Below are 18070 nucleotides of genomic sequence, written 5' to 3' on the forward strand. Positions count from 1 at the left end.
CCCTACCTTAGCGTGCGGAAGGGTCGGTCATGGACAGTGCCGCCTTCGGTTCTTTTTCCGCTCGCGGCGTTTGCTCGGTAACGGCAACCGTGGCTCCGGCGTTGATCATCTGTAAGCCTTCAACAACTACTTGATCACCCGCGCTGAGTCCCTTGGCGACCAACCAATTTCCTTGCATCATATCGCCCAGTTCGACGGTACGACGCTCAACCTTGTTTTGTTCGGCAACAACGTATACCCAGGCATCGCCTTTGTTATCATGTTGAATGGCTTCTTGCGGTACTAGGATGGCATTCTCTTGTACGGCTTTTTGCAGCTTAGCATGCACAAACATGCCAGGTAGCAGGGCTCGATCTGGGTTGGGAAAGGTCGCTCGTAAGGTTACCGAGCCGGTGCCGTTATCCACTGTCACCTCAGAAAATCCCAACTTACCCTCATGGCTGTAGACGGTGCCGTCTTCCAACAGCAAGGTTACGGCTGCTTGGTGATCGTTAACTGCTTCCAATCTGCCCTGCTGCAGGTCTCGGCGCAGCTTTAATAACTCTCGTGAAGATTCGCTTAAATCTACGTAGATCGGATCTAACTGGGAAATGGTTGTTAGATAGCTGCTCTGACCGCTGGTGACCAGCGCGCCTTCGGTAACCAAAGAGCGACCGATAACACCGCTGATAGGCGCCTTAATATTGGCGTATTCCAAGTTGACTTTGCTGGAATCCAGGTCTGCCTTGGCCTGCTCTGCGGTGGATACAGCATCGTCGTAAACCTGCCGGCTGATGGCGTTGGATTTAACCAAAGCCTCGTAACGACGCGCGGTGGCAGACGCAGAATTGTAGGATGCCTGAGCTTTGTTAAAGGCGGCTCGGTAGGTGGCTGGGTCGATTTGGTAAAGCGCTTGGCCTGCTTTTACTTCGGCGCCCTGGGTGAAAAACCGCTCTTGGATAATACCTTCAACCTGGGGGCGAACCTCAGCGGTTTTAATCGCCACAGTGCGACCCGGCAGAGTGGTAGATAAAGTAACCGGACTTGATTCCAGGGTGACCACGCCAACATTGGTAGGTGGTGGTGGCGAAGTTTGCTGAGCGACCTCTTTACCACAAGCTGATAGGAGCGCAACAAGCGCAATTAGGGGGACAGACATCCGCGACATAAGAGAGATACCGAATCGGTTGGCGTAAAAATGAGAATATTCGATCTCAAAAAATGAGATTACCCATTCTCATTTCTCTATAGTGAAAAGTCAATGCGAAGATGCATCAATTTTATTGAGCAAGTTGGAGAGTTTTGGTGAACTCCAGGCCCTTTAGTAGCCCATTTAAGCAAGCAACTCGCAGGGTAACGTGTTCATCAGTGGATAAGATCGGCGAACGCCGTGGAATAAGTAGCCTACCGTGGAAAAGAGAACAAGGCGTGTCGTAATCGACTATTGGCAAGTGTTTTGAGGTTATTGATAAAACGGCACAAACACCAAGCTGTGGTAGGCATTCATTGGCACCATGGTTGGATTGCTGTCGCTTGCAGCTGCTTGGCGCCGGAGTCGTAATACATGGAGGCGGCCAGCGGCAGGTTTTCTACAATCAAGCGCGGCTCCTTACCCGGCGCGATCTCCGTTATGCCACCTTGCCTAGCACTTGACACAGAGCGTGTTCCATCCGGCAAAATTACCAGGCCATCATTACCGGCTTGGAGAGTGGACTCCCGTCGCAGCAACTCGCGCTTTGGGGAAAAGATTAATATATCGGTGCTGTGTATATCATCAATCGTTAAATCAGCAACTTCCTATGCAGGGATCTTGAGTTAGGCCCCGTTTGCACGGGGCTCACACGACCCTATTTTTTTAATTTAAAAACCCAAAGTGTAATGGACCCGGTGGGGTTTTGGATTTCGGGCGTTAGTTCAGCATAATGCCGATCCTGTGGATTACCGGCGCCAGTGGTCACGGCAATATATTGTTCGCCGCCAGCGCTGTAGGTAATTGGCGAAGAGCTCGCCACCATATCCAAACGCGTGCTCCACAATTCTTCACCAGTTTTTTGGTGATGAGCTCGGAAATAGCGGTCACGAGCACCGTGAAATACCACACCTCCGGCAGTGGCCAAAACAGAGCTGGCGTTGGTGGCCCGACGCCGTTGTTTCCACAGTGTCTCTCCGGTTTTTAAATCGATAGCGTGTAAACCGCCAAATAATCCGTCGTTACCCGGCCGAGCACGCATGGTAAATTTTTGGTCGATACCACCGTTAATACGTTCTTCTTCAGGCAAAGGCTCCCAATAAAAATCCGCACAGCCATCGTTAACCGGTACAAACAGCACCTGGGTATCCGGCTGGTAGGCCGTGGCTGGCCAATTGCGAATCCCGCCGGCAGAAGGACAGATCAACTTGGCCACATTGGGCTCTGGTTTTAAATCCGGGTTGATGGTTTTAGCGCCGGTGACTGGATCGACCGCAGTGACAACATTTTGCAATCCCACATCGCGGTAAAATACAAATTCACCATCTTGACGATCAATGGCATCGAACAACCCCATTTTACCGCCGGTGACTAACAGTTTGCGCTTTTCGCCGTCGACAGTCATATCCACCAGGGTTTGTTCGAAGGTCCAATCCATGTCCCACACATCGCGTTTCATGTGTTGGAAATACCAAGCCAATTCACCGGTGTCTGGCTTTAGGGCAATGGTCGCTTCGGTATAGGCAGCATCGTTGGTGTGGCCTTCTGGTGTATCTACCAATAGCAGTGATGCTGTGTTGTAGGTGTTGCCTACACCAAAATAAATCAGATCCGACTTTGGATCATAACTGCCGCCAGTCCATACGGCGCCACCAAACCGTTGTTCCACCTGACGTTGAAGCGTCAAACTAAAACAAGGAGGGTTACCAATATTGCCCGCGAACCATTTCATACGTCAATTGTCTGAACATACTCGCAAATCTCACATGGGGAATGTATGACAACTGTTAAGTCAGCAATATTAGCAATAACTTTCTTAATAGCCAGCCTATCATCAGTTGCCCAAGCACAGAAGCTACACCCTGAGCAAGAAAACCCGATACCCAAAGTCATATTCTTCGACGTTAACGAGACACTACTGGACTTAGAATCCATGCGTGAATCAGTAGGTGCAGCACTCGGAGGGAGAGACGACCTTTTACCGCTGTGGTTTTCTACTATGCTGCACTACTCCCTAGTAGAGAGCGCCACCGGCCGCTATCACCAATTTGGTAAGGTAGGTGTTGCAGCCCTGATGATGGTGGCAGAGATTAACGACATTGCAATTACGGAGCAGGACGCTAAGAAAGCCATTGTTGAGCCACTCAGAAGCCTGCCGCCTCACCCGGATGTGAAACAAGGCTTAATTGCCCTAAAAAAAGCCGGTTTCACCTTAGTCAGTCTAACCAATTCCTCTAACGCAGGCGTAAAGGCGCAATTTGAAAACGCAGGCTTGCTGGACTTATTTGATCGCCGGCTAAGCGTTGAAGATATCGAATTGTACAAGCCCCATCTAAAAACCTACCAATGGGCCGCTGAACAAATGGGCATTCAAACTGATCAAGCGTTAATGGTAGCCGCGCATGGCTGGGATACTGCTGGCGCTAAAGCTGCCGGTATGCAGGCCGCGTTTATACAGAGGCCTGGAAAAGTATCCTACCCGTTAGCAATTGATGCCGATTACACTGTTAAAAACCTTACTGAGCTAACAGACATTTTGCTCAAACCATAACGTTTTACTCAGCACTTCAATTTACCACAATAGCGCTTGCTCAACCCTAGCGCTGCTGGGCTGACCTCACTTATGGGGCTTTAGTGATGTAGCGAGAGCCTTAAATATCTACTCATCATCCTGGAGCGGCACCGCGGCCGCTCCAGATCCCAGCCCACTTAAAATTCTTAAATAGATCAATCAAACCAGAGAAGCAAAATAGAGAACCATCGGATTTTTTTGACGTCACAAGCGATTCTCTCGCTTCCGATCTCGTCATTGACAAAGTTTCGACACCCACCAGAAAAATAAATCAGCTGCCCAAAATAAACTAATTAAGTGCTCACTTAATTACAGCGAGAAGCCATCTATTTATTAGCCTTCTTGTACTGCATGGCTATCGCAGCCCAGAATAAATTAGCGTCGACTTTACAAGACTTACATCAGCAAAACTAAATTCAGCCGCGCTAGTTTGCATTCGGCTTTTGGTCAAGTTCACACTGAGTAAGGATTGATATCAAACACCCTTTCAGAAGAAATTATTGGTATTTTTGAGAACTGCAGCAGAGTTCTAACCACCGCCAAGAACAGAAAAAAACGCGCCTCCTATACTCAATTTGACATGCGTAGCAACCGCCGACGGACCGCATTGCTGAATGACAATTGACTTAGTAGCTGTTCTTAAATATGAAAAAACACCTTACCGTACTTGCCTCCGCCCTTGCTTTGGCCTCCGCAGAACTAAAGGCGGATTTTCCAAACCAAGCTTCATCGTCTCCGGGTAAATTAATCAGCAAGTCGCACCCGGAATTAGGCCGTTTATCTACCATTGATGTGCTTGGCGATTACATCATCGCCATTCCAGAACAGCCATCCGCCCCCGAGGGCTCCGATTTTATTGTGCGGGCAATCGATATTTCTGACCCGAAAAATCCGCGCACGGTGGCAACCTTCGGTACCACTAAGCACCCTATGCTTGCCCACGGCACCTACAAACGCGGCAATCAATTGTATTTAGGTGGCTGGCCAACGGATGCCGTAACGTTGGAAAACGACGGCTCGCTAACCCATGAGCGCTGGGAGGGCTGGGATGTTAAAGAATTTGGTAAAACCGGCGGCCAATATCCGTGGGCGGTAAAAAACTGGTGGAGCTACAACCCAGTTTCAGGTAACGCTTATATTAAAAAGCACAATAAAACGTTAGCGGAATGGGATCACCTAGGGCTGACCGGTGTGGTCGGCTTCCCCACCGTAGTGGGTAATGTATTGCTGTACGGATCGGATCAGTCCATGTCCGGGGCTGCCGCCTACGATATCAGCGACCCTACCAACCCAGTATTGTTGGACGTGCTCAAATTACCAGAGCAACACCCTACTCTATCGGTAACCAAGTGGAAAAACGGCAGCACCGAGCAGACCCCACTGCCCTACGGACTGGGCGGCTACTGGCATGAGATTCACAGCCACTACATGGTCTTTGCGCGCCGCCACGAAAACCCCGGCATACAAGTGGTTGATTTCTCTGACCCAACCAATTTAAAACTGCACTGCGATGTGTTTTTTAAAGATCCTAAGCACGGCTTAACCAATAAGCGCGGTACTCACGACCCAATGTACCTGAACTTTCAGGATGAATACGTGTTTGCCGAAAAGCTTAAGGTCAATATAGAAACCTGCGAAGTTGAACAATACTTCGACGAATTAGAAGCCGGTATTGAAACCAATCAATACTCTCGCCCCATCGGTAATTTACTGCTTACCGGTGGTGGTAATAACTACCTTATTGAAGGCAGCGGTGGCAAGCCTGGCGGCCTGGGAATTTGGGCGCACCAATCTCAAAAAGATACTCGCCCACCCTACGTGGCCTACCACATCCCCAAGGCAAATCAGACCAATTACCCGGTGGGTGCCCCAATCACATTGATGATTCCCGAAACCCTGCACTCCACCACCATTACCGCAGGTGAAACGCTTAAATTAACCAAAGTTGGCGGCGGCGAAGTAGCCATCGATTACGTGCTTACCCACGCTGGCCTGTTAACCGTAAGCCCCCTTCAAGATTTGGAGGCTAACAGCACCTATGAAATGGAACTGGCCGGCATAGAAGATGCCGTGCACAACAAAATGGAGCGCTACACTTTCCGCTTTGCCACCGGTAGTTCTGTAAACGACGACGATAAAGGCGGCGATACCGGCGGTGGTTCTGGCGGTGGTGGCTCAGGTGGCGGCGGTGGTAATGACAACGGCAGCGACCCTGTTGTGGTAGAGACCAATACAGCCCCAGTCATCAATAATGTTAACGTCGGCCCCAGCAGCACCGCGGTTATTGGTGATAGCGTAACCGTCTCGGTTAACGCCAGCGATGCCGACGGCGACGCTTTGCAATACCGCTTCCGCAAACAAGATGGCGAAGAATACAGTGCTTGGACCTCGTCCAGCTCCGCATCGTTTAATTACAGCAACGTTGGCAGTTACAGCATTAACGTGCAGGTAAAAGATGGCAACGGCGCTCAGGTTACATCCGTTGCCCATGTGGCCGTAGTACAGGACATGGTATTGGGTGAAGCCAGCTTGGTCAGTGGCCCCATGGCACTGTCGTTAAACGGCGACTTTATTTGGGTAGCCAACCCAGATAACGACACCATCAGTAAAATTTCCACCAGCACACATCAATTGCTGGCAGAAATACCTGTCGGCAAAAAACCCACATCCATCGCCATGGATAAACACAACCGCGCTTGGATCACGTTAAAAGATGAAGACGCCATTGCAGTGGTAGATCAACACGGCGGCCGTTACGACACACACCAACTGGATTACGGTAGCGCCCCGGTGAGCGTGGTATTTAACCGTGAAGGCACACTGGCATTTGTTGCCCTGGCTAACAGCGGCGAAGTGATCAAAATTAACCGCTGGACCAAAGAAATCACAGGCCGAGTAGCCGGCATCACCGATCCAAAAGCCATGGCGCTAACCCACGACGAATCCCGTCTGCTAGTCACTCGTTTTACTTCGGGCCAACATTGGGGCGAGGTCTATGAGCTAAACACCACAGCCATGACCCACACCAACACCATCCGCCTGGAAGAAAGCTTGGTACCTGACGACCTGGACAACGGCCGCGGTGTGCCCAATTATTTGGCCAGCATTATTGTCGACGGGTCTGATCAGTACGCTTATGTCGTGGGTAAAAAAGACAACACCGCGCGCGGCCTGTTAAATGGCAACGGTGATTTGGACGATGACAACAGCGTACGTACTTTCATCGGTAAAATTGATTTGGCCAGCGGCACCGAGGTTCGAGCCGAGCGGTTGGATTTCGACAACGCCGACTCCCCCAGTGGTTTGGCCATCTCGGATAATGGCCAGTACGTGTTTGCAGCTCTGCAAGGTAACAATCAAATTGCTGTGCTCAGCCGCGATACCACCAATGGCAAACTACTGGGCACGGTGAGCAAACTGGCAACAGGCCTAGCACCACAAGGCCTGCTGTTTGACGCGGCTAGCCAACAGCTGTTTGTGAAAAACTTTACCGATCGCAGTGTTTCCACAGTGGACCTTGCACAATTTCTTACCGGCAGCCTGGCCAACCCGGCAATTGTAGAAACCGTTACCGTGGGCAACGAAAAACTCAGCGCCCAAGAGTTGCAAGGCAAGCAGATCTTCTACAACGCCGCCCACGGCTTGGATGAGGAAGGCCAGGTCACCGGCCGCACCAGCGCCGAGGGATATTTGAGCTGCGCCACTTGCCACTTTGAAGGTGGCCAAGATAACCGCGTGTACGATTTCACCGGTCGTGGTGAAGGCTTGCGCAACAATATTTCACTGGTGGGACGCATGGGCACCCGCTACGGCAACGTGCATTGGTCTGGCAACTTCGACGAAATCCAAGATTTCGAAAACGACATGCGCCACAACTTCCTTGGCCGAGGCCTGATGAGCAACAGCAGCTTTGCCGCCACCGAAGACCCGCTGGGTTCTCCCAAAGCCGGCCAAAGCGCAGAGCTAGACGCACTAGCCGCCTACGTTGAGAGCCTGGGCAAAGCGACATTGGATCGCAGCCCCTTCCGCGATAGCCAAGGCCAAATGTCTTCTGCGGCCAAAGCGGGTGAGCAAGTCTTCTCCGATCTCGGCTGTAGCAGCTGCCACGCCGGCAAAGGCTTTACCGATGGCGAATTACACAATGTGGGTACTCTGCGGGAATACTCTGGCAAACGCCTGCACGCTAGCTTGCCCGGCATCAGCACGCCCTCCTTGCTGGGTGTATTCAAAACCGCGCCTTACTTGCACGACGGTAGTGCAGCAACCTTAGAAGACGTGTTTAAACTGATTGGTGGCCGAGTGTTCCAGGCAGAAGACGCCAACCTCAGTGGCGGTGCCAGCGTGGTGACCCCGGCGGCGGATTTCTCGCACTACCGTAAAGGCGTCGGCGTGCAGCTTACCGCTGGCAGTAAGCTAGCCCTTACCGCTCGCTCTAATCCGCACACCGGTATTGTTCGAGTTCGCTATTCCACCGCCGCGGCTAACGCCACCTTGCAATTAAAAGTGAATGGCACCTCCTACTCCACAAAATTAGCCACACTACCCACCGTGGATGGCCTGCAAACGGCGTTTGAGGAGGCCATATTCACCGCTCAATTGGGCAGCGGCTTCAATAACATTGAAGTGAGCTTTACCAGTGCCAATGGCAACGACAAGGTGTACGTTGACGACCTCACCGTAAGCCGCCCCTGGGAGCAAAAACTGTCTTTGGCGCACACCAAAGTGCAAACTGCCAGCGCCACACAGCGCAGTAACCTAATGGCGTACTTAAAGCAATTGGACCAAGCCAGTGCCCCAGAGGATGACGAAGCCGTGAAAGTGGGATCAGCCCCGGTATCTCCAGTGGTAGATGACGCCCCCAAAGTAGACGTCTGTGGCCGCCCCAGCTTCTCATTCGGAGCAGACAAAGGCGCTTACGTGTGGAAGGACTGCGAGCAAGCCAAGTGGTTTATGTATGTGTCCCCCGGCGGTACCAGCATCGACTACAGCGGCAGTATTTCATCGAGCACAGGCTTCACCGCCACTAACAAAATTAGCTTTGAGCGGCACGACACCTTCAACGCCAGCGCTCAGTTGATTGAGTTCAGAATGCGCGCCTGGGGCAGCTCCGCCGATGGCATAGCCGTCTCCGTGGCCGATACAGCCGACGCCTGCTTTAACATCGATACCAGCAACGCCAAGGTTTACCTTGGGCCACAAGCGGTAGAAATGAGCCAAGGATTTGACCTAAACTCGTTGCAGGGTTGTGACTAAACGCGTGCTAAGGAAGCTGAGCAACAGAGATTGTTGCTTGGGATAAATTAACGATCGGCATAATGAGCGATAGGCACAACTGCTGCCCCGCCCCACCATCCACAGAAGCCCGCCACAAGCGCGGGCTTTCTTGTGTATGGCTAATTCAATCCGGGCCTGCAGATTTTGCAGGGGCAGAAATCCGGAGAAACTAGAAATCTACGGGAGGAATACTGTAAACGCTCCGAGCGACAAGAGAAGGAGCGTAAACCTCAGCGGAAACGGGACAAAAGCCGAGATCATGGGCATGAGCCGGAAATACAGTGTCCTTTAAATGAGAAAATGTCCTAAAAAAGATTGAGAATGTCCTATAAGTGGGATAACTTGATTTAAGAGACATTTTTGAGAGTGAATATGACACAGGAAATTGAGCGGCAAAACCAAGAAATCATCACGCTTCTGAGTGAAAACCCCGAAGGGCTTTCTCGTGGCCAAATCTCTAAGTCCCTAAGTTTTACTATAAATGATAAGACCTTACAAAGACGGCTAACGGCACTTGTTGATGCAGGCAGGATAGTCAGAAAAGGTGAGCGGAAGGCGACTCGCTATCACCCTCTTGAAGCTTATATAGAGACAAATAAAGGACACTTAAAGGACAACTCAGCCACTATATTCAGTCCTGAAAGCCAAGAAAAACTTAAATTCCTGGATACGCCCCTCCATGCTCGGGAAAAGGTGTCCTATAACCGTGATTTTTTGGACTCCTACGTCCCTAATCAAAGCCAATATGTCCCTAAAAAACTGCGAGAAGCACTCTTTCAAGAAGGCAAACGCTTCGACAGGGCATTAGCAGCAGGCACCTACGCACGGGAAATTTGCCAGCGGCTACTCATAGACCTGTCCTATAACTCCAGCCGCCTGGAAGGCAACACTTACTCACGGCTGGATACGCAAAAGCTCGTTGAGGAAGGCATTACCGCAGAAGGCAAGGTTCATGAAGAAACCGTAATGATCATGAACCACAAGGAAGCAATCCTGTTCCTGGTGGAAAACGCACAGGATATTGAGCTAAACAACCTGATGATCCGCAACCTACACCATTTGCTATCGCAAGATTTGCTGGCAAACCCTGGGGCTTGCGGCAATATCCGGTCGATTGAAGTGAATATTGGACAATCGACCTACCAGCCGTTAAACAATCCCCACCTGCTAAAAGAGCTATTCGAGCTGATTTTACTCAAAGCCCGCAAGATCGAAGACCCATTTGAGCAAAGCTTCTTTTTGCTGGTGCATCTTTCATACTTGCAGGCGTTTGAAGATGTCAACAAGCGCACTTCACGCCTGAGCTGCAACATTCCCTTTATCAAGGAAAATTTATGCCCGCTCAGCTTTACCGATGTTTCGCGGGATGATTACACCGCCGCTTTGCTTACCATGTATGAGAAAAACAACGTCGAACCCATGCTAGAACTTTATGCCTGGGCCTATCTGCGCTCGTGCGAGCAATATGGTGTCGTCAAAAAATCGCTCGGCGAAATTGATGCGTTCCGCATTCAGTACAGACAACAAAGAAAAGAAGCCATGGGGCTGGTCGTCAAACACGGGTTGCACGGCAAGAAAGCAGAAGACACTATCGAAAATTTTTGTGAGCAAAATGGCATAGGCGAGGCTGCAAAATTTACAGCCATGACGCTAGCCGATTTAAGCACATTGCATGCTGGTGCAATCATTGGCTTGGGTATCACTGAAGCGCAGCTCGACGCATGGCTTTCGAGCAAGCCGTAAGCTACGGCTTGATTTTATAGTTTTGTATTGGGTCTGCCGTTTAGAGCCGCCAGCAACACCGGCGGCGTTTTGCTTTCGCGCTTGCCATGGGATAAAGGTTTTTTACCGCGGCTCTCGGCAGTAGTCATCGTTTGAGCCACATGGGCAGATCGCCAACTATCTTTTCGCCATAGCATCCAAGGGCTTCCCTTGGTCGTAACCCACTGGCAAAACAGCGGTCGGGATTGGCAGATATTTGCTCCCGCAATACCTGCATTCACACCGTCCATGGTGCTCAGCGGCGAAACGCTCACGGCATCCAATCGGCGCACGGTTGGTCGGGGCTATGAAATGCCCAATGGTCGATGGGAGATCAAAGGGGAGAACTGAAATCTCCACCATTGCCATGGGGTCTTTGGGTAGATGTTTATGCCAGACGATTACTCGAACCTATCAAGCTTCTCACCCTTTCCGACCGCGCATAAAAAAACCCGCCAAAGGGGCGGGTTTTTGTATATGGCGCACTCGGAAGGATTCGAACCTTCGACCGCTCGGTTCGTAGCCGAGTACTCTATCCAGCTGAGCTACGAGTGCGTAAGTTGAAGATATTTCAATCACTTAGGTGTGATATTCGTCTTCATTTTGCTTCCGGCCACTCCGGAAGAGGCGCGTATACTAATGAGAAATTTCTTAGCCGTCAACACTTTATCTCATGTGATCTACATTCAATTTTAATAAAACGTTCAAACGGTGGCACAAAACGTTCAGTTTGGGTTCAACTCGAAAACACTACATTGAGTGTCATTGGGATGCAGGCCCAATACCGGGGGTGCCAGCCCCCATCTAGTGGACTCTTAACGGGCTTATGAAGGCCCGTTTTTTTTGCCCCCTCAAACCACCTCCCCTAATATTAATAACCCCAGCTCTTCCCCCGCTCGACACATTCACGCTAACTATCAAACACCGGTGGTTACTGCAATCGGGCTTAATGCCAAGCTGGGTAAGAGGCTTGCTATCTAAGCCCTACTATAACCACATCCAGACTGATACAAGGAGACCTTTGTATCAGAGCAAGGGTTACAAATACTGACAGGCCAAATGATGACTGACTAAAAGCCGCTGGCAACGCGAGTCGAAACCTGTTTTACCAGGCTTTTACGCGAGGCCAAGGGCCTGCTCCTTTGCATCCATGCAATCGCGGCATTAGTGCATCCATGCACGTCACGGCCTCGCCGAAATACCGCGCCAGGGACGGTTGCTTGCGAAACACTCTAATCAAAAATACCTGGAGGGAACTACCGAGGCACGTCCCTGTGCCTCGCCCTACGGGCGCACTTCGAGCGGTGCAAATCGTTCGAGCCACCTGGATCGGTTAGCCGTCCCCGGCTAAGCGCCCCCAGCTAGGCGCCCCCAGCTAGGCGCCCCCAAGCAAATGCCGATTACGCAGGATTATTCATCGGCCAGACGTTCTATCGAACCTAAGGGCTCTTATCCCACGCCTCACCGTCATTTAGACACATCGAGTTACTGCCTCATCCCCCTCACAGAACCGTACGGACGTCGTCTACGGCTCCTGCATACTCTTATCACATTGAATGTGACACTCTACCCACCAACAGCGCCCTTGCCATTCGGATTATCTTCCCCTCAGTCAGGGTGATCTCGCTTTCTTTCAAACGAGCGGGTTTGCCAGCTTCGCTGGGCAAACGAAAAAACCGCCTCAAATGAGACGGTTTTTTCGGATGTGCGATTAGCTGATATGTTAAGTGCTATCCGTCGATGTAAACGGGAGGCATCGCCAAAGTCCACACCAACACGCTGCCCACTCGCACTACGACAGCCATAACGATGGCAACGGTCACCACCGAAGTAGCGTACATAAAGGCGCGCTCTTTGGGGATATTCATGAGAATGGGAATGCCTTCGTAGATCAAATACACGGAGTAGGCACCGGCAAGGCACAAAGCCGCTGCGTTGAGGTATATACTGGGGTAGAGCTGCACAATGCCCGCCAGAAATACCGGTATGGTTACGTACACAGCCAGAGCTGTACCTTCGTAATGCCTCTTATCCGCGTCGTCGCGCACACCGTATGTGTGGGACATCCAATTGATAAACTCGCCCAACACATACACACCAGCCAACAAGGAAACGTAGGTGATGGCACACAAGCTGAGTGCACTCATGTGGGTGAGCTTAACGGTGTTGCCGCTGCCGAAGGACCAGCCGAATTGGGTGACCCCGATGTACGAACAAATAACCGGAATTAATGCCAAAAATGGCACGTGACTAACAAACACTTGAATGAATGAATGACGCTCGCTGCGGATGGCCCGCCACTCGCGATCAGGGTGAATCATAATACCGAGAGTATGCTCCAAGATGGCCATAGGCCCCTCCTAGCTGTGAGTGTTGATTGCTTTTATTTTGGTAACAACGACTAAAGTATTAGCGACTATCTTGACCGCCTCCAATAAGAACTTCTCATTAGCAGACTATTTCTAAGAAAGAATCACCATAATTAATAGCCAATTGTAATTACCTTCACAGGTACGAACGGTGGATAGCGGCGGATTGGGATAAGGAAGATTAATACGCAATTAAAATAGGGTTTTTAATTGCCAAATAGCAGCTTTGAGGCGGGATTGTTTTAATTTAAGCGCCGAATATTGCCAATATTCTTAATGAAAATTGGCAATAGCGGAGGCGGCGGTGTTACCCAAGCGTTTCGTTTAGCAACAAACCGAAAGTCTTGAGGCTTTACTTGATGATTTTTAAGCTCGGCTTCGCGCCCTGCGCCGTAGGCTTGGGCTTGTTGGTGCTGACCGAACGAAGCTCACCACCGGGTTTTGGTGGCTCGGGAGGCTTCTCTAGATCGAACATCATACCGCGGCCATTTTCTTTGGCGTATATACCCAATACTGCATAAGCGGGCACATAAATACTGATCGGCACACCGCCGAAACGTGCGCTGAACGAAATAGCCTCTAGGTCCATGTCTAGGCCCACTACAGCAGATGGCGAGATGTTTAACACAATTTGGCCATCTTTATTAACGTATTGCTGGGGAACCGAAACGCCCTTTGAGTAGGCATCAACTGCTAGATAGGGCGTGCAGTCGTTATCGACGATCCACTGATAATGCGCCTTGATCAGATAGGGTTTACTGGAAGTCATCGTCATGGTGGTAGCTCACGGGCGATAAAGCAAAAAAGGTTGGTATTTTGAAGGCTGGGACGATTGCCGCAGGCCAACCGTCCCGGGAGAAATCCGCTTTAGGGGCGCATTTCCCGTTCTAGCTCGGTGAGGCTCGCCTGGAATGACTCACGCTCAAACAGACGATCCATATAGTCTGTCAGGGGCTTGGTCTGTTTGGTGCTAGGCAGATTGATATCCATAGCATCCAAACGCCAAAGGATAGGCGCCATGCAGCAATCGACGATACTAAACTCTTCACTCATGAAAAAATTCATTTCAGCAAAGATAGGCGCTACGGCCATCAGACTGTCTTTCAGCTCTTTACGCGCTTTGGCGGCGGCTTCTTTGTTTTTACCGGCCAAAATCACATCAACCATGGGTGACCAGTCTTTTTCAATACGGTGCATCCACAAGCGGCTCTGGGCGCGGGCCACCGGGTATACCGGCAACAGTGGCGGATGAGGAAAGCGCTCATCGAGGTATTCCATCATCACTTTGGTTTCGTACAAGGCCAGGTCACGGTCTACTAAGGTGGGTAAGGAACCGTATGGGTTTAGGTCGGTTACTTCCTCGGGTAGGTTCTTGGGATCGGCGTCGATGATATCGACGGATACGCCCTTCTCGGCCAAAACGATACGCACGCGGTGGCTGTAGTGATCTTGCGCGTCGGAAAAGTACGTCATGGATGAGCGTTTCGCAACAACTCCCATTATGGTTCACCTCGATAATTTAATATGTAACGGAATTCTTATGCGGCGTTCGGTTACCAGTACTCCCCCAACCTAGCCCTGCTAGAGCTTGCCGGCCACGGGTTAAAACAAAGGGCAATTTAAATGCCGAATTTGGTTCCAACTGCATTGAACTGCTAATAACTTCAGCCAAGCCAGCCATTATAGCTTATTTCGACAACAAAATGGGCAATCAAATAGCCACATTACATAACTGTATAGAAATAAACGCCGTCAACCTGTTCACCTTTTAGCCAACACAATCAAAAAAGGCGACCCTTTGCAGGGTCGCCTCGTCAGTTTTGGCGAACGGCTAGCCGCCATTCAGTTCTGCACAGTAACTTAGTGCAGGTCGCGCCAGTATTCGCGATTCAGCAGGTAAGCGAAAACAAAGAACACCGCCACAAACAACAAAGAGTAAACACCAATGCGCTTGCGATCCATTGCAGAGGGCTCTGCCACATATTCCATAAAGTTGACCATATCGTATACGACTTTGTCGAACTCCTTCTCGCTCATTGAGCCTTTGGTTTTACCCACTTCAATCTTGCCGCAGTTTTCGTCTTCGATCGCTTCACCCAGCTTGTTGCGCAGCACGTGACCGTGATCATCGTGCATTTCGCCAGGGGCACATTCCGGTAAGCCTTGCAGCTCCATCAAAACGTGAGGCATAGCAACCTTATCGAATACCTTGTTGTTAACACCGGTAGGACGGCTTTCGTCTTTATAAAAGTTACGCAGGTAGGTATACAACCACTCTGGGTTACGAGAGCGCGCTACCAGGGTCAGATCCGGAGGTGTAGCACCAAACCACGCTTTGGATTGCGCGGCAGGCATTGCAACACTCATTAGATCACCATAGCGATCGTCGCCCAACACGAGGTTGTCGATCATCAGATCTTCTGGGATTTCCAGGTCGGTGGCGACCCGCTCCCAACGCGAATACTCCAATGAGTGACAACCCATGCAGTAGTTAACAAAGTACTTGGCACCGCTTTGCAGTGAGGCTTTGTCGGTGAGATCTGGTTCCATGTGATCACAAGCAACCGCGCCACAACCGCCGCCGCCTGCGGCAACAGCTTTAATAGGCACAACGGCAAGGATCAAGAAGAACGCCACACCAGCCCAAACAACACCCGCTGGCAAGCCTTTGGCTTGTACGCGATCTGGCTCTTGCTCAACAGAGTCTTTGTTGGTTAACCATGGCGTTAACAGAGTTAACAAGCCCAAGTAGATACCAGTAACACGAACCATAAATGGCACAGGAATTTCAGCATCCATTAGGCCGAAAGACATGTAGATAAGCCCAAGACCAAGCACTACGGCAATCACCCAGTTAACGATGGTCGCCTGGTTGCGGGTTGGGTTGCTGTAGGCCGGCATTTGGATAAAGTAAACGAAGTAGTACACCGTGGCCAATTGAGCCAACAAGGTACGGCCTTCGGTTGGCGACTGCACACCCAGGTAACCCAATACCACGAACATAGCAGCGAAGGTCAGCAGGTGAATGCGCGGTAACCAGCCTTTGTAGCGCATGGATTTCACCGGGCTCTTGTCCAGCCACGGCAGCACAAACAAGATGGCGATTGACGCACCCATGGCAATTAAGCCGAGGAACTTGGAGGTCAATGGGCCGATGTCGATGGTGACCGCACGTAAGATGGCGTAGAACGGCGTGAAGTACCAAACCGGTGCAATATGTTCTGGTGTCTTCAGGTTGTTGGCCTGCTCGAAGTTAGCGTACTCCAAGAAGAAGCCGCCCATCTCAGGCATAAAGAACATGATGAAACAGAACACGAACAAGAATACCGCGATACCCATAAGATCGTGCACGGTGTAGAACGGATGGAAAGGCACGCCGTCACGTGGGATACCGTTTTCGTCTTTGTTCTTTTTAATCTCAACGCCGTCTGGGTTGTTAGAACCAACTTCGTGTAGCGCGAGAATGTGCAGCACCACTAAGGCCAACAACACGATTGGTAAAGCAATCACATGCAGAGAGAAGAAACGGTTAAGAGTAATGCCAGAGATCAGGTAGTCACCACGAATCCACTGAACCAAATCTTCACCGACCACCGGAATCGCACCAAACAGCGATACGATTACCTGGGCCCCCCAGTAAGACATCTGCCCCCAAGGCAATACATAGCCCATAAAGGCCTCGGCCATAAGCGCCAAGTAGATGGTCATACCGAAGATCCACACCAGTTCACGTGGGGCCTTGTACGAACCGTATAGCAGGCCGCGGAACATGTGCAGGTAAACAACGATGAAGAACGCCGAAGCACCGGTGGAGTGCATATAGCGAATTATCCAGCCGTAGTCGACGTCACGCATGATGTATTCAACCGAGGCAAAAGCCTCCTCGGCGCTGGGCACGTAGCTCATAACCAACCAGATACCGGTTAGCAACTGATTTACTAAAACCAGTAGAGACAAGACCCCAAAGAAATACCAGAAGTTAAAGTTTTTGGGCGCGTAGTATTTACCCATATGGGTGTCCCAAGCGCGCTGTACGGGCAGCCTTTCATCTACCCAATTCCAGATATTGGCTAACATTTTCATGGATTTTAGGCTCCTTGCTCTGGATCGATACCAACGGTCAGAAGGGCGTCACCTTCATACGAATAGGGAGGCACCTCCAGATTCAAGGGGGCGGGAACGCCCTTGTAGACTCGACCGGCCAGGTCGAATTTGGAACCATGACAGGGGCAGAAGAAACCACCCTGCCAGTTAGCACCGCCAAGGTCTGTGGCGCCCACCTCGGGCCGGAACATAGGCGCGCAACCCAAGTGTGTGCACACACCCAATAACACCAAAAATTCGTCTTTCAACGAGCGGTATTTGTCTGTGATGTATTCTGGCTGTTGTGGTTCTGCGGATTCTGGGTCGCGGACTAAACCGTCAACCTTATCGATGCCAGCAAGAATTTCTGGCGTGCGACGAACCACGTAAACCGGCTTACCACGCCATTCCAGCGTGACCATTTGGCCGGGCTCAAGGTTGGCTATATTGGCTTTCACCGGCGCTCCGGCAGCTTTCGCTTTTGCGCTGGGGTTCCAGGAACCAACAAAGGGCACTGCGGCACCGACTGCGCCCACAGCGCCGACCACGGAGGTGGCTGCCGTCAGGAACTTGCGTCGACCGGCATTGACACCGTCTTCACTCATGAGGATCTCTCCCATATCAGGCCTTCTATCTATTGGATAGCGGAGTGTGTATTACTAAGTTTAGAATTTAGAAATTTGTTTTATGGGGCTACGCCAAAATTTTGCGACATGGTATATAACTTGTCGAAGCTAAACAATCTACGCGACGGTTCAAAAGCGTAAGCACTCAGCTGACGTTGACCTTAATCAAGCGCGCATACCATACTAATTTTAAGGGCATTTTGCGAACCAAAAAAAA

12 protein-coding genes, 1 tRNA gene and 1 pseudogene are annotated in these 18070 nt (G+C 50.7%); 4 read left to right on the top strand and 10 right to left on the bottom strand.

Annotation, left to right across the window (positions count from 1 at the left end):
- Window positions 1-7 precede the first annotated feature (7 nt).
- From ACGHM3_RS17815 to ACGHM3_RS17825, 3 genes are all read right to left on the bottom strand, one after another.
- Window positions 8-1147 (bottom strand): efflux RND transporter periplasmic adaptor subunit, encoded by a 1140-nt coding sequence (locus tag ACGHM3_RS17815; protein WP_345425918.1) that lies wholly within the window; start codon window positions 1145-1147, stop codon window positions 8-10.
- Window positions 1148-1482: 335 nt separating this feature from the next.
- The gene (locus ACGHM3_RS17820; protein ID WP_345425920.1) at window positions 1483-1635 is read right to left on the bottom strand and encodes a hypothetical protein; all 153 of its coding nucleotides are present in this window, start codon (window positions 1633-1635) and stop codon (window positions 1483-1485) included.
- A 191-nt stretch (window positions 1636-1826) separates the two neighbouring features.
- Complete coding sequence (locus ACGHM3_RS17825) at window positions 1827-2900, bottom strand: PQQ-binding-like beta-propeller repeat protein (protein WP_345425922.1); 1074 nt, start codon at window positions 2898-2900, stop codon at window positions 1827-1829.
- Between the two features lie 45 nt (window positions 2901-2945).
- On the opposite strand from ACGHM3_RS17825, the gene ACGHM3_RS17830 reads away from it, so the two are divergent.
- The 4 genes from ACGHM3_RS17830 to ACGHM3_RS17845 all read left to right on the top strand — a co-directional run bounded on the left by ACGHM3_RS17830 (window position 2946) and on the right by ACGHM3_RS17845 (window position 11126).
- Complete coding sequence (locus tag ACGHM3_RS17830; RefSeq protein ID WP_345425924.1) at window positions 2946-3719, top strand: haloacid dehalogenase type II; 774 nt, start codon at window positions 2946-2948, stop codon at window positions 3717-3719.
- Between the two features lie 666 nt (window positions 3720-4385).
- Entirely contained in the window at window positions 4386-8993 is a 4608-nt protein-coding gene (locus ACGHM3_RS17835; protein WP_345425926.1) for an Ig-like domain-containing protein, read from the top strand.
- A gap of 393 nt (window positions 8994-9386) precedes the next feature.
- Window positions 9387-10757, top strand: a complete 1371-nt coding sequence (locus tag ACGHM3_RS17840) for a Fic family protein (RefSeq protein WP_345425928.1) — start codon at window positions 9387-9389, stop codon at window positions 10755-10757.
- A 189-nt stretch (window positions 10758-10946) separates the two neighbouring features.
- The gene (locus ACGHM3_RS17845) at window positions 10947-11126 is read left to right on the top strand and encodes a hypothetical protein (RefSeq protein ID WP_390517355.1); all 180 of its coding nucleotides are present in this window, start codon (window positions 10947-10949) and stop codon (window positions 11124-11126) included.
- A 127-nt stretch (window positions 11127-11253) separates the two neighbouring features.
- Here ACGHM3_RS17845 and ACGHM3_RS17850 read toward each other — a convergent pair.
- The 7 genes and pseudogenes from ACGHM3_RS17850 to petA form a co-directional block, all read right to left on the bottom strand.
- Window positions 11254-11330: transfer RNA gene (locus ACGHM3_RS17850), tRNA-Arg, on the bottom strand.
- 1175 nt (window positions 11331-12505) lie between these two features.
- Window positions 12506-13126: a Yip1 family protein gene (locus tag ACGHM3_RS17855; RefSeq protein WP_345425930.1), complete on the bottom strand. Its 621-nt coding sequence runs from the start codon at window positions 13124-13126 to the stop codon at window positions 12506-12508.
- A 370-nt stretch (window positions 13127-13496) separates the two neighbouring features.
- Entirely contained in the window at window positions 13497-13913 is a 417-nt protein-coding gene (locus tag ACGHM3_RS17860; RefSeq protein ID WP_390518263.1) for a ClpXP protease specificity-enhancing factor, read from the bottom strand.
- A 98-nt stretch (window positions 13914-14011) separates the two neighbouring features.
- Window positions 14012-14644 carry a stringent starvation protein SspA gene (sspA, locus tag ACGHM3_RS17865; RefSeq protein ID WP_345425934.1) on the bottom strand — a complete coding sequence of 211 codons (633 nt, stop codon included), beginning with the start codon at window positions 14642-14644 and terminating at the stop codon, window positions 14012-14014.
- Window positions 14645-15004: 360 nt separating this feature from the next.
- Window positions 15005-16045, bottom strand: coding sequence for a cytochrome c1 (locus tag ACGHM3_RS17870; RefSeq protein WP_345426112.1), 1041 nt, complete (start codon window positions 16043-16045; stop codon window positions 15005-15007).
- Window positions 16031-17221, bottom strand: a pseudogene (locus ACGHM3_RS17875) (cytochrome bc complex cytochrome b subunit); the annotation flags it as partial. The pseudogene ACGHM3_RS17875 and the gene ACGHM3_RS17870, both read right to left, overlap by 15 nt.
- 11 nt (window positions 17222-17232) lie before the next feature.
- The gene (petA, locus tag ACGHM3_RS17880; RefSeq protein WP_345425936.1) at window positions 17233-17832 is read right to left on the bottom strand and encodes a ubiquinol-cytochrome c reductase iron-sulfur subunit; all 600 of its coding nucleotides are present in this window, start codon (window positions 17830-17832) and stop codon (window positions 17233-17235) included.
- Window positions 17833-18070: the final 238 nt, after the last annotated feature.

Origin of the sequence: Halioxenophilus aromaticivorans (assembly GCF_042850945.1) — a bacterium.
In the GTDB taxonomy this organism is placed as follows: domain Bacteria; phylum Pseudomonadota; class Gammaproteobacteria; order Pseudomonadales; family Cellvibrionaceae; genus Halioxenophilus; species Halioxenophilus aromaticivorans.